Raw genomic sequence first — 13,189 nt, forward strand, 5'->3', positions numbered from 1 at the left:
TAAAACTTCAATCTTGTTCCGTTTGCTCCGGGCGGGGATACAAACTGTATGGCGCCATAAAATCGACTATCACTTCTTATCAGAAAGGATAGCTGGCTATTTTTATAGCAGCGGAGCCTGAGGGAGATGATACGGGTAACATATGAAGGTTGAGAATCACCCTGGCGGTGAATATTTTAAATATGAGACTTAAGTCATACTCTTTCCCGGGTTTTTTGCATGTGCGACTAGCGATAAAGCGGGCGGAGTAACATCAGGAGGGGGCGGCCCGGCAGCAAAAGTACGGCCGGGCTGGGGAGTGCGGTATGGCGGACGGCTTAGTAGTAGGAGTGCTCGCCGCGCTGATGCTCGGTCAGATCGCGCACGCCTTTCAGGTCCGGGAATTCGTTCAGCAGCTGCTTCTCGATCCCTTCCTTCAGGGTCACATCGACCATCGAGCAGCCGTTACAGCCGCCGCCGAATTGCAGAATCGCCAGGTTGTCTTCGGTGATTTCCATCAGCGTAACGCGACCACCGTGGCCTGCCAGCTGCGGGTTGATCTGCGACTGCAGCATATATTCAACGCGTTCCATCAGCGGTGCGTCGTCGGACACTTTACGCATCTTGGCGTTTGGCGCTTTCAGCGTCAGCTGGGAGCCAAGCTGATCGGTCACGAAGTCGATTTCAGCATCTTCCAGATACGGCGCGCTGAGTTCGTCGACGTACGCGGTCAGCTGCTCAAACTTCAGCGTCGTGTCGGTGTCTTCCACCGCATCCGGTGGGCAGTAGGATACGCCGCACTCAGCGTTTGGGGTGCCGGGATTAATCACAAATACGCGAATTTGTGTCCCTTCTTCCTGATTTACCAGCAGTTTGGCAAAGTGCGCTTGTGCAGCATCGGAAATACGGATCATAGCGTTGGCCTAATAGTTGACTATTTTACTGGGTTATTATACGCCCATCAGCAGGGGTCTACAAGGTACGGCATATACACCATACCTGAACCGTCGCGGCACCGTTTCGCAAAAGCAGGCGGGATATCTCGGCGACGGTGCTTCCGGTTGTGACGACATCATCCACAATGGCGATATGGTGACCCCGAACCGATAATTCAAGCTGAAACGCATTTTTCAGGTTCCGCTTACGCAGCCTCGCGGTGAGCTGATGCTGAGTTGCAGTAGGGCGGCTGCGCCGCAGCGCGTCGCTGCGCCAGGCGGCGCGCGTCCAGCGGGCCAGAGGGCGGCACAGCAGATCGCTGTGGTTAAAACCTCGCCGCCATTGCCGCCGCTGCCACAACGGGACGCCGACAATCCTGTCCGCGGGGGGCAGGCCTTCGCTCTGGCGGATACGCAGCAGCAGCAGGCGAGCCAGCGCCGGGGCCAGCTCCGGGCGGCGGGTAAATTTCAGCTGGTGGATCAGGCCGCTGAGCGGCGGAAGGTAGTCGCTGACGGCCACCAGCCGCTGCCACGGCGGAGGATCCTGGATGCAGCGACCGCAGGGGACGGTGCCGGTGCCGGCAGGCAGTCCGCAGCGCGGGCATCGGGGCTGACGGGTGGCAAGCGATGCGCTGCAGCGGGAGCAGAATCCCCAGCTGGCTATGGCCAGCGGCATTTGGCATAGCCAGCATAAGCCGTGTGCTGTTAGCATATTTCCCCCTGATATCTGGTGAAAAGAGAACAATAGCTGATGAACGACATCTGGTGGCAAACCGTGGGCGAAGGGAAGTGTCATCTTGTGCTGCTGCACGGATGGGGGCTGAATGCCGGGGTGTGGGATTGCATTACGCCGCAGCTGGCTTCGCACTTCACGCTGCACGTGGTTGACCTGCCGGGCTATGGTCGCAGCAGCGGCTTCGGCGCGCTATCGCTGGAGGAGATGGCGCAGCAGGTGCTGGCAAAAGCCCCCGAGCAGGCCATCTGGCTGGGCTGGAGCCTGGGGGGCCTGGTGGCAAGCCAGATAGCCTTACGGCATCCTCAGCGCGTGCTGGCGCTGGTTACCGTCGCCTCTTCCCCGAGCTTCAGCGCGCACGACGACTGGCCGGGTATTAAGCCGGAAGTGCTGAGCGGTTTTCAGCAGCAGCTCAGCGATGACTTTCAGCGTACCGTTGAGCGTTTTCTGGCCCTGCAAACGATGGGAACCGAAAGCGCGCGCCAGGATGCCCGGGCGCTGAAAAGCACCGTCCTGTCGCTACCGATGCCGTCGATAGCGGCTCTGAACGGCGGGCTCGAAATCCTGAAAACCGCCGATTTGCGCCAGCCGCTGGCGGCGCTGCCGATGCCGTTCCTGCGGCTGTACGGTCGCCTGGACGGCCTGGTGCCGCGCAAAATCGTCCCCCTTCTTGATACAATGTGGGAAAAGAGTGAATCCATCGTCTTCGACAAGGCGGCCCATGCGCCGTTTATCTCGCATCCACACGACTTCTGCCAGCCGCTGCTGGCGTTAAAAAACCGGCTGAGGAATTATTTTTAGCAGAACGTGGTAAAAATCCGGGGCATAGCAATACTTAGATTGTTGCGGCAGATGATTATTTCATTTCATCTCGGCGGCCTAAAAAAAACAACCTAATGGAGAGTAGAGGCTATGAAACTTATTACGGGTATTTTGACATCTCTGGTGATTGGCAGTCTGTCGTTTGGCGCGTTCGCAGCGAAAGAAATTCAGAAAGATGAGGTCGCGACGATGAATCTGACCAAAGTCGGCAGCATCACCACCTCTAAAACGACCTCGCCGATGGATGCCAAGCGCGATCTGTCGAAAAAGGCGGATGAGCTCGGCGGTAAATACTTCGTGGTGATTGCCGGTAACAAAAACGAAAAAACGGTTCACGCTAACGCAGACGTCTACAAATAATTCGCCTGGCGGGTCCGAGGACCCGCTTCTCCCCGCCGACGGCGGCCCGTGCTTACTCTGTACACACCGTCAACGCAGCGACCACCATTCCGTTAAGCAGGCCTTTCCTTCCGGGCAGCTTTTGCAGCTGCCAGAGAGGCATCCCTCTGGGTCCTGGGCTACCCGCTGAACCTTGCCCATGGCTTCGAGCCGGCCCAGCATCGCGTCAACCAGCGGCTGCGGCGCGTGCAGGCGGGCGCTGAGCTGCGCGGCCTCCATCCGCCCCTGCAGTGCCAGCATATCGCGTACTTCAATTAACGACGCCATCATCGCTCCTTAGTGGCAATCGCCGGCCGGGCTCTGGCAGCATGACGACGGCGTTTTACGCGTTGCCAGCAGCGAGATGTCGACCCGGCTGCGCGCGCGACGGAGCAGGCCAAAGAGCACGACGTTGAACAGCACGACGGCGAGGATGCACACCAGGCTATAGCGCGGGTGCTGGCTAAAGCTCACGGTTTGATAGTAGAGCGTGGAGAGTGAGAAGGCGATATTCAGCCCCCACAGGATGGAGAACGACATCCAGCCGCGGCTTGATTCGCGAGCGACGGCGCCCATCACCGAGATACACGGAATATAGAGCAGGACGAAAATCAGATAGCTGTACGCCGCGGCGGCGCTGCCAAATTTGCTGCTCATCACGCCCATGGCGCCGGTTGCCATTTCGCCATCGCCCTTGCTGGCTTCAATCGGGTTCGCCAGCACGCTCAGGCTGAAGGTGCTTTTCAGGCTCTGCCAGGTTTCATCCGCCGCCGCCAGCAGCTCGTCGCCGAGGTGGAATTCCTGAGGATTAAAGGCTTCATTCTGAATGTTTTCGGCGGTGTAAAGCGTGTTTAACGTGCCGACGACCACCTCTTTGGCCATTGCGCCGGTAAACAGCCCGACGGTCGCCTGCCAGTTGTCTTCATGAATGCCAATCGGCTTAAACAGCGGGGTGATGACCCGGCTGACCGACGCCAGCGCCGAGTCGTTAATGTTATCCACCAGCCTGCCGTTGAGCGAGAAGCTGTTCAGCGCGCTGAGGAAGATGCTGACGATCACGATGACTTTACCCGCCCGCAGGACGAAGCCTTTCAGGCGCTGCCAGGTCTGGATGACCAGGCTTTTGATATGCGGTACGTGATATACCGGCAGCTCCATCACGAACGGTGAGGCTTCACCGCGCATAATGGTGTGCTTGAGCATCAGGCCGGTGAGGATTGCCATCACGATGCCGAGCAGGTACAGCGAGAAGACCGCCAGCGCGCCGTTTTGCCCGAAGAAGGCCGCGGCGAATACGGCAAAGATAGCCAGCCGCGCGCCGCAGGACATAAACGGCGCCATCATGATAGTCATCAGGCGCTCGCGGGGTGCATCCAGCGTACGCGCGCCCATCACCGACGGCACGTTGCAGCCGAAGCCGACAATCAGCGGCACGAAGGATTTCCCAGGCAGGCCCAGCGCCTGCATCAGGCGGTCCATTACGAACGCCGCGCGCGCCATATAGCCGGAGTCTTCGAGGAAGGAGAGGAACAGGTACATCATGCCGATTTGCGGCACCAGCGGCAGCACGGTGTTAATACCGCCGCCGATCCCCTGAGCGAGGAACACGGTCAGCCACTCCGGGAGATGCAGGGTATAGCCCAGCCACTGAATGCCGTGGATAAAGATAGCCACCGATCCGGCGTCGAATATCGGCTGCAGCGCGCCGCCGATGTTGATGGCCAGTAAAAACATCAGATACATGACGAACAGAAAAATGGGCAAGCCAAGCACCCGGTTGAGGATAATTTTATCCATCGCGGCGGTGAATCGGCTCGGCTCGGCGGTCAGCGTGTTGCTGACCGCATCGCAGATGGCGGCAATGCTCTGGTAGCGGGCATCGGCAATATGCAGCGCCGGATCGTCAATCTCTTTGCTCAGGTTCGCAAGGGCGGCATCGAGCCTATCGGCGGCGTTGCCGGCGTAGGCGCGGCTGTAGATATCGCCTTCCAGCATCTGCAGGCCGAGCCAGCAGCGCTGGCGCTGCGGAATGTCGCGGGACATGGCCTGCGCCAGTTTTTCCGCCTCGCGCAGCAGCGGCTGCGGATAGTGCACCAGCTCAATCGCGCTGTTTTCCTGATGACGATCGATAGCCATTTTCAGGGCTTCGATACCGCGGCCGCGGGTCGACACCAGCGGGATAACCGGGCAGCCAAGGCGCGCGGAGAGGGCGTCGACGTCGATGCGAATTTTCTGCTTCTCGGCGATATCCAGCATGTTCAGGGCAACGACGCAGGGGATCCCCAGCTCCAGCAGCTGGAGCGTCAGGTAGAGGTTGCGCTCAAGGTTTGACGCATCCACGACGTTAATCAGCAGGTCGGCGTCGCCGCTGAGAATATAGTGGCAGGCAATCTGCTCATCCAGCGAGGTTTGCGAGGAGATGGTGGTCAGCGAATAGGTACCGGGTAAATCAACCAGCGTGACCTGATTATCCGTGGTGGTAAAGGCTCCCTCTTTACGCTCAACGGTTACGCCGGCCCAGTTCCCCACGCGCTGGCGGGCGCCGGTGAGCTGATTAAATAACGTGGTCTTGCCGGAGTTAGGATTACCAATTAAACCAATGGTTAATTTTTTCATATTTCAGACTCTTGTTGCCGGGCCGGGCGTTATTGTGCAACCGCTTCCAGTTCTATTAGGTCGAGATCTTTTTTACGTAATACCAGGCTCACGCGCCGGGTTTCGATATGCACAGGATCGCCAAGCGGCGCCACGCGTACCACGTTAAAAGAGGAGCCAGGCAACATGCCAAGGGATAACAGTTTCTGCCGATAAGCCGGGCTTATATCGCGAGAGAAACCGGTAATTTTCCAAGCGCTATCAGGAGTGAATTGCATAGGGCCTACTTGTATATCGCTAACTGAACGAGAGTTTACCGTGCGCGCTGGGCGGCACCGGGGAGCATAGCCAACGAAGAAGAATAGATACTGCAAATAATGATAATGAGAATAGTTTTTATCATCAATACATAACGGACGAAATAATAGACTTTGCGCGGAAATTCGCTGTTTTATTGATATGACTCAAGGTCTGTGCGATAGGAGTAAATAAATAAAATATTACATTCTGACATTACTGTTTAATTGAGGTTTCATTGGTTAATGAAATGAATATTTAATAAATAGACTTGCGCTCGCCTTTATTAACAGATTATTGGAATTTATCGTGAAGCGTTTACGCAATATTGCTGCTTTGTCGGCGGGAGATTGCCCCCCGAAGCGGGGGGCAAAGAGGGGCTAGCGTTTTTTACCCATTGCTGCCGCCAGCGCGTCCATCATCGCGCTATTGCCGTTCGACTGGGCTTCACGGCCGCGCGGCTTCGCCGCTTTTGCCGGCGGACGATTACCCTGCGGGCGCTCGCCGCCGCCGCGGCGCGAGTTGCTCTCGCCTGGCTGCTCATCCAGGCGCATCGTCAGGGCAATACGCTTACGCTGCAGGTCAACTTCCATCACCTTAACCTGGACGATATCACCCGCTTTGACCACGGTATGCGGGTCTTCAACGAACTTGTTCGATAGCGATGATATGTGCACCAGGCCATCCTGGTGCACGCCGATATCGACAAACGCGCCAAAGTTGGTGACGTTGGTGACCGCCCCTTCCAGCACCATGCCCGGCAGCAGATCGTTCATGGTTTCTACGCCATCAGCGAACTTCGCGGTTTTGAATTCCGGACGCGGATCGCGGCCCGGTTTTTCCAGCTCTTTGATGATGTCGGTCACCGTCGGCACGCCGAATTTCTCATCGGTGAACTCGCTGGCCTTGAGGTTGCGTAGCTCGCTGCTGTTACCCATCAGCTCTTGTAGCGCCTGCTGAGTGGCGGCCAGAATCCGCTCAACGATCGGATAGGCTTCCGGGTGAACGGTGGAGGCATCCAGCGGGTTATCGCCGTGGTTGATGCGCAGGAAACCCGCGCACTGCTCAAAGGCTTTTGGACCGAGGCGGCTCACCTTCAGCAGCTGCTGGCGGTTCTGGAACTGACCGTTTTCATCGCGCCAGGCGACGATGTTCTGCGCCATCATGCGGGTCAGCCCGGCGACGCGGGTGAGCAGCGGCACGGAGGCGGTATTCAGGTCAACGCCGACGGCGTTTACGCAGTCCTCAACTACCGCATCCAGCTTGCGCGCCAGCTGGGACTGGCTAACATCGTGCTGGTACTGGCCGACGCCGATAGACTTTGGATCGATCTTCACCAGCTCGGCCAGCGGATCCTGCAGGCGGCGGGCGATAGAGACGGCGCCGCGCAGGGAAACGTCAAGGTCCGGGAACTCCAGCGCCGCCAGCTCGGAGGCCGAATAAACCGACGCCCCCGCTTCGCTGACGATCACCTTCTGCGCGGTGACCTTCGGGAACTGCTGCTGTACGTCGAGGAAGAAGCGTTCGGTTTCGCGCGATGCGGTGCCGTTACCGATAGCGACCAGCTCAACGTTGTGCTTTTGACAGAGCCCGGCGACCGCCACCGCGGCTTTAGCCGCCTGGCCGGTATGCGGATAGATGGTGTCGGTGGCGACCAGCTTGCCGGTCCCGTCAACGACCGCCACCTTCACGCCGGTACGCAGGCCAGGATCGAGGCCCATCGTCGCGCGCAGTCCCGCAGGCGCCGCCATCAGCAGGTCGTGCAGGTTGCGGGCAAAGACGTTAATGGCTTCATCTTCCGCGCGTTCGCGTACGGTGCCCATTAGCTCGGTTTCGAGATGCATCAGGACCTTGATGCGCCAGGTCCAGCTCACCACCCCTTTCCGCCAGCTATCGGCCGGCGCGCCGTTCAGGCGCAGGCCGAGATGGCTGATAATAATCTGCTCGCAGTGGCTCTCTTTCGGCGGCTCGTCGAACTGCGGATCGGCGTTCAGGGCCAGCTGCAGGATGCCTTCGTTGCGGCCGCGGAACATCGCCAGCGCGCGGTGAGAAGGCACGGTTGAAATCGGTTCGTGATGATCGAAGTAGTCGCGGAACTTCGCGCCTTCCTCTTCTTTCCCGCTGACCACGGTCGCGACCAGATGCGCGTTCTTCCACAGATAGTCGCGCACCTTTGCCAGCAGCCCGGCATCTTCAGCGAAGCGCTCCATCAGGATATAGCGCGCGCCGTCGAGGGCGGCCTTGGTATCCGCCACGCCGCCGTCGGCATTGATAAATTTGCCGGCTTCGGCTTCCGGATCGTGGGACGGCTCGTTCCACAGCAGATCCGCCAGCGGCTCCAGCCCGGCTTCGATCGCGATTTGCCCGCGGGTGCGGCGCTTTGGCTTATACGGCAGGTAGAGATCTTCGAGCTCGGTTTTGCTCAGGGTGGTGGTGATGGCTTTTTCCAGCGCATCGGTCAGTTTACCCTGCTCGCCGATCGATTTGAGGATCGACTGGCGGCGGTCTTCCAGTTCGCGCAGGTAGCCGAGGCGGGTTTCCAGATTACGCAGCTGCGTGTCATCCAGACCGCCGGTGACTTCTTTACGATAACGTGCAATAAACGGCACGGTGTTCCCTTCATCAAGCAGGCGAACGGCAGCTTCTACCTGTTCAGTCCTGGCCTGAAGTTCACCCGCAATAATGCGGCAGAGCGAATCATTCATCATGGCTTGGCTTCATCTACTGGATCAAAAAATCAGGGGATAGTTATACGGACTGGCACCGCAAAATGCCAGTCGCGGCGGAGGTCTCTCGGAATCTTCCGGGCAGAGATCCGCGAGCAAAGCGGCAAATAGAATCGCCCGATGGCACAAGGACCTATTTGACGTATTCAATGTCGTTAACGTACCAGCTGGCTTCGCCGGCGGGCGTCTGGACGGTAGCCAGGTCGCCGACCTCTTTTTTCAGCAGGGCGCGGGCCATGGGCGAGTCGATCGAGATATAGTCTTTGCGGCCGAAGATTTCATCGTAGCCGACGATGCGAAAGCGCTTGCTGTCGCCGCTGTCGTTTTCAATCTCGACCCACGCGCCGAAGAACACCTTGCCCTCCTGCTGCGGGGAGTAATCAACGATCTTCAGATGCTCAAGACATTTGCTCAAATAGCGTACCCGGCGGTCAATTTCGCGCAGGCGTTTTTTATTATACTGATAGTCGGCGTTTTCACTGCGGTCGCCGAGACTTGCCGCCCAGGTGACTTTTTTGGTGACTTCAGGACGCTCTTCGCGCCACAGGTAGTCCATCTCTTTTTTAAGTTTTTCATACCCTTCACGGGTGATCAGCGGCGTTTTCATTAATCGTTCTACCTTCTGACTGTCTGGTATTGCGCAGGGTTCTGTGCGGCTGCGCACAATTCGTAGCGCGTAATAATACCGACAGGATAAATAATGTGTCTTATGATTAAATGTATACTTAAGCTGCTGTTAAATATGCTTTGTAACAATTTAGCCTGGAATATATACCAGATTTAGCTGGTGGCCGGCACGGGCTTTTTTGAGAATACGCACTGACAATTGCAGTGAACCTTTGGGAGTATAAACAATGCAAGAGAATTATAAGATTCTGGTTGTCGATGACGACATGCGCCTGCGCGCGCTGCTCGAGCGTTATCTGACCGAGCAGGGCTTCCAGGTTCGAAGCGTAGCCAACGCTGAACAGATGGATCGCCTGTTGACCCGCGAGTCCTTCCACCTGATGGTGCTGGATTTAATGCTGCCTGGCGAAGATGGTCTGTCCATCTGCCGTCGCCTGCGTAGCCAGAGCAACCCGATGCCGATCATTATGGTGACGGCGAAAGGGGAAGAAGTTGACCGTATCGTTGGCCTCGAGATCGGCGCTGACGACTACATTCCCAAACCCTTCAACCCGCGCGAGCTGCTGGCGCGTATCCGCGCCGTGCTGCGCCGTCAGGCGAATGAGCTGCCGGGCGCTCCCTCGCAGGAAGAGGCGGTTATCGCTTTTGGTAAATTCAAGCTTAACCTCGGCACCCGCGAGATGTTCCGTGAAGATGAGCCTATGCCGCTGACCAGCGGTGAGTTTGCGGTGCTGAAGGCGCTGGTGAGCCACCCGCGCGAGCCGCTCTCCCGCGATAAGCTGATGAACCTTGCCCGCGGCCGCGAATACTCGGCGATGGAGCGCTCCATCGATGTGCAAATCTCCCGCCTGCGCCGCATGGTGGAAGAGGACCCGGCACATCCGCGCTATATCCAGACCGTGTGGGGCCTTGGCTACGTCTTCGTACCGGACGGCTCTAAGGCATGAAACGCGTGCGCTTTTCGCCGCGAAGTTCGTTTGCTCGCACCCTGCTGCTGATCGTCACCCTGCTGTTCGTCAGCCTGGTGACGACCTATCTGGTGGTGCTGAATTTCGCGATCCTGCCGAGTCTGCAGCAGTTTAATAAGGTTCTGGCCTACGAAGTCCGTATGCTGATGACCGATAAGCTGCAGCTCGAGGATGGCACCCAGCTGGTGGTGCCTCCGGCCTTTCGTCGCGAGATTTATCGGGAGCTGGGCATTTCGCTCTATTCCAATGAAGCGGCGGAAGATGCAGGTCTGCGCTGGGCGCAGCACTATGAGTTTTTAAGCCAGCAGATGGCGCACCAGCTCGGCGGGCCAACCGAAGTGCGGGTTGAGGTCAACAAAAGCTCGCCGGTGGTGTGGCTGAAAACCTGGCTCTCTCCGAATATCTGGGTGCGCGTCCCGCTGACGGAAATCCATCAGGGCGATTTCTCGCCGCTGTTCCGCTATACCCTGGCGATTATGCTGCTGGCGATTGGCGGCGCCTGGCTCTTTATCCGTATTCAGAACCGACCGCTGGTTGATCTTGAGCACGCGGCGCTGCAGGTTGGGCGGGGCATTATTCCGCCGCCGCTGCGGGAGTACGGGGCGTCCGAGGTTCGCTCGGTGACCCGCGCCTTCAACCATATGGCCGCGGGCGTTAAGCAGCTGGCTGACGATCGTACGCTGCTGATGGCCGGCGTTAGCCACGATCTGCGCACGCCGCTGACCCGCATTCGCCTGGCGACGGAGATGATGGCGGCAGAAGACGGTTACCTCGCCGAGTCGATCAATAAAGATATCGAAGAGTGCAACGCCATCATCGAGCAGTTTATTGACTATCTGCGTACCGGTCAGGAGATGCCGATGGAGCTGGCGGATCTGAACTCGGTGCTGGGTGAGGTTATCGCGGCGGAAAGCGGCTATGAGCGCGAAATTGCCACCGACCTGCAGGCCGGAGAGATCCCGCTGCGCATCCATCCTCTGTCCATCAAGCGCGCGCTGGCCAATATGGTGGTGAACGCCGCGCGCTACGGCAACGGCTGGATTAAGGTCAGCAGCGGAAGTGAAGCAAGCAGCGCGTGGTTCCAGGTCGAGGACGATGGTCCTGGCATCAAGCCGGAGCAGCGAGAGCACCTGTTCCAGCCGTTTGTGCGCGGCGATAGCGCCCGCAGCACCAGCGGTACCGGCCTGGGGCTGGCCATCGTGCAGCGTATTATCGATAACCATAACGGTCGGCTGGAGATAGGTTCCAGCGAGCGGGGTGGGCTGTTGATTCGCGCATGGCTGCCGATCCCCGTCCACCGCGCCCTCGCGCCGGCGAGACAGAACAAAGAGAGCTGATAGCGCGCTACGTCAGGCTGTCAGCCCGCGAAGCCGGGCAACGAGGCATAAAGATGAGGCATAAAAAAAGCCGGGCAAAGCCCGGCTTTTTCTTAACCCGCGTTCACGCTTAGCGCTTCGGCCCTGCGGCAACCAGCGCCGCGCCCGCCGGCGTATCGGTATATTTCTCGAAGTTTTCCACAAACAGCTTCGCCAGCTGCTCGGCCTTTTCCTGCCACTGCTCCGGCGAACCGTAGGTGTTGCGCGGATCGAGGATATGGGTATCCACGCCCGGCAGCTCGGTCGGGATCTGCAGGTCGAACATCGGCAGCGTAAAGGTTTCCGCGTCATCCAGCGAGCCGTTAAGGATCGCATCGATGATCGCGCGGGTATCTTTAATCGAAATACGCTTGCCGGTGCCGTTCCAGCCGGTGTTCACCAGGTAAGCCTGCGCGCCGGATGCCTGCATACGCTTGACCAGCACCTCCGCGTACTGCGTCGGGTGCAGCGACAGGAAGGCAGCGCCGAAGCAGGCGGAGAAGGTCGGCGTCGGTTCCGTCACGCCGCGCTCGGTTCCCGCGAGCTTGGCGGTAAAGCCGGAGAGGAAGTGGTACTGCGTCTGATCGGCGGTCAGGCGCGATACCGGCGGCAGTACGCCAAAGGCATCGGCCGTCAGGAAGATAACCTTGGTGGCGTGGCCCGCTTTCGATACCGGCTTAACAATATTTTCGATGTGATTGATCGGGTAGGAGACGCGGGTGTTCTCGGTCTTTGAGCCGTCATCAAAATCAATGGTGCCGTCCGGGCGAACGACGACGTTTTCCAGCAGCGCGTCGCGGCGAATGGCGTGGTAGATATCAGGCTCGGCGGCTTCGGAAAGCTTAATGGTCTTCGCGTAGCAGCCGCCTTCGAAGTTAAACACCCCGTCGTCGTCCCAGCCGTGTTCGTCATCGCCGATCAGGCGACGCTTTGGATCGGTGGAAAGGGTGGTTTTACCGGTGCCGGAGAGGCCGAAGAAGACGGCGACATCGCCTTTTTCACCGACGTTGGCCGAGCAGTGCATTGACGCGATGCCCTGCAGCGGCAGCAGGTAGTTCATGATCGAGAACATCCCTTTTTTCATTTCGCCGCCGTACCAGGTCCCGCCGATCAGCTGGATACGCTCGGTCAGGTTGAAGGCGACAAAGTTCTCTGAGTTCAGCCCCTGCTCCTGCCACTGTGGGTTGGTGCATTTCGCGCCGTTCATCACGATGAAATCCGGCTCAAATACCGCCAGCTCTTCATCCGTCGGGCGGATAAACATATTTTTGACGAAGTGCGCCTGCCAGGCCACCTCGGTAATAAAGCGTACGCTCAGGCGGGTGTCGGCATTGGCGCCGCAGAAGGCGTCAACGATAAACAGACGCTTGCCGGAGAGTTGATGGGTAACCAGTCCCTTCAGGTGCTGCCAGGTCTCCTGTGAGAGCGGCTTGTTGTCATTCTTGCCCTTACCCTTATCAGACCACCAGACGGTGTCACGGGTCGTATCGTCACGAACGATATATTTATCTTTCGGCGAACGGCCGGTGAAAATACCGGTATCGACAGCGATAGCACCAAGATTGGTTAATACGCCACGCTCATACCCTTCCAGATTGGGGTCGAGCTCCTCCTGATACAATGTGTCGTAGTCGGGATTGTGGACGATATCCTGGACGTCGTTGATACCATAAGCCTTGAGATCCTGCGGGGTTAAACCATTATTAACGCGCATGTCACTGCTCCTTAGCCAATATATACTGCTTTAAATTGTAGGGGTTATTGAGGGGTATAG

The 13,189-nt window shown here is 58.2% G+C and carries 12 protein-coding genes; 4 read left to right on the forward strand and 8 right to left on the reverse strand.

What is annotated here, in order from left to right; genetic code table 11:
• Nucleotides 1–317: 317 nt before the first annotated feature.
• Both nfuA and gntX read right to left on the reverse strand, forming a co-directional pair.
• On the reverse strand, nt 318–893 hold the full coding sequence (gene nfuA / locus MMW58_RS01680) for a Fe-S biogenesis protein NfuA (RefSeq protein WP_045854024.1): 576 nt from the start codon (nt 891–893) through the stop codon (nt 318–320).
• Nucleotides 894–951: 58 nt separating this feature from the next.
• Nucleotides 952–1,626, reverse strand: a complete 675-nt coding sequence (gene gntX / locus MMW58_RS01685) for a DNA utilization protein GntX (RefSeq protein WP_133600050.1) — start codon at nt 1,624–1,626, stop codon at nt 952–954.
• A gap of 39 nt (nt 1,627–1,665) precedes the next feature.
• On the opposite strand from gntX, the gene bioH reads away from it, so the two are divergent.
• Both bioH and MMW58_RS01695 read left to right on the forward strand, forming a co-directional pair.
• Nucleotides 1,666–2,448: a pimeloyl-ACP methyl ester esterase BioH gene (bioH, locus tag MMW58_RS01690; RefSeq protein ID WP_159237901.1), complete on the forward strand. Its 783-nt coding sequence runs from the start codon at nt 1,666–1,668 to the stop codon at nt 2,446–2,448.
• Nucleotides 2,449–2,559: 111 nt separating this feature from the next.
• Nucleotides 2,560–2,829 carry a YdgH/BhsA/McbA-like domain containing protein gene (locus tag MMW58_RS01695; RefSeq protein ID WP_041143019.1) on the forward strand — a complete coding sequence of 90 codons (270 nt, stop codon included), beginning with the start codon at nt 2,560–2,562 and terminating at the stop codon, nt 2,827–2,829.
• A 69-nt stretch (nt 2,830–2,898) separates the two neighbouring features.
• Here the strand turns inward: MMW58_RS01695 and feoC are convergent, their stop codons facing one another.
• The 5 genes from feoC to greB all read right to left on the reverse strand — a co-directional run bounded on the left by feoC (nt 2,899) and on the right by greB (nt 9,072).
• Complete coding sequence (feoC, locus tag MMW58_RS01700) at nt 2,899–3,135, reverse strand: [Fe-S]-dependent transcriptional repressor FeoC (protein WP_133600048.1); 237 nt, start codon at nt 3,133–3,135, stop codon at nt 2,899–2,901.
• A gap of 9 nt (nt 3,136–3,144) precedes the next feature.
• On the reverse strand, nt 3,145–5,463 hold the full coding sequence (gene feoB / locus MMW58_RS01705) for a Fe(2+) transporter permease subunit FeoB (RefSeq protein ID WP_241722668.1): 2,319 nt from the start codon (nt 5,461–5,463) through the stop codon (nt 3,145–3,147).
• Between the two features lie 29 nt (nt 5,464–5,492).
• Nucleotides 5,493–5,720, reverse strand: coding sequence for a ferrous iron transporter A (gene feoA, locus MMW58_RS01710; RefSeq protein WP_004868486.1), 228 nt, complete (start codon nt 5,718–5,720; stop codon nt 5,493–5,495).
• A 399-nt stretch (nt 5,721–6,119) separates the two neighbouring features.
• Nucleotides 6,120–8,447 (reverse strand): Tex family protein, encoded by a 2,328-nt coding sequence (locus MMW58_RS01715; protein ID WP_241722669.1) that lies wholly within the window; start codon nt 8,445–8,447, stop codon nt 6,120–6,122.
• Nucleotides 8,448–8,598: 151 nt separating this feature from the next.
• Complete coding sequence (greB, locus tag MMW58_RS01720; protein WP_133600045.1) at nt 8,599–9,072, reverse strand: transcription elongation factor GreB; 474 nt, start codon at nt 9,070–9,072, stop codon at nt 8,599–8,601.
• Between the two features lie 247 nt (nt 9,073–9,319).
• Between greB and ompR the strand changes: the two genes are divergently transcribed.
• Complete coding sequence (ompR, locus tag MMW58_RS01725; protein WP_001157751.1) at nt 9,320–10,039, forward strand: osmolarity response regulator transcription factor OmpR; 720 nt, start codon at nt 9,320–9,322, stop codon at nt 10,037–10,039.
• A complete protein-coding gene (gene envZ / locus MMW58_RS01730; protein WP_041143014.1) occupies nt 10,036–11,397 on the forward strand; it encodes a two-component system sensor histidine kinase EnvZ in 1,362 nt (453 codons plus the stop codon). Before ompR ends, envZ begins: the two co-directional genes overlap by 4 nt.
• 109 nt (nt 11,398–11,506) lie before the next feature.
• On the opposite strand, the gene pckA is transcribed toward envZ, so the two are convergent.
• A complete protein-coding gene (gene pckA / locus MMW58_RS01735) occupies nt 11,507–13,129 on the reverse strand; it encodes a phosphoenolpyruvate carboxykinase (ATP) (RefSeq protein ID WP_133600044.1) in 1,623 nt (540 codons plus the stop codon).
• Between the last annotated feature and the right edge of the window lie 60 nt (nt 13,130–13,189).

Source organism: Klebsiella sp. HC6 (assembly GCF_022605325.1).
Taxonomy (GTDB): domain Bacteria; phylum Pseudomonadota; class Gammaproteobacteria; order Enterobacterales; family Enterobacteriaceae; genus Klebsiella; species Klebsiella terrigena.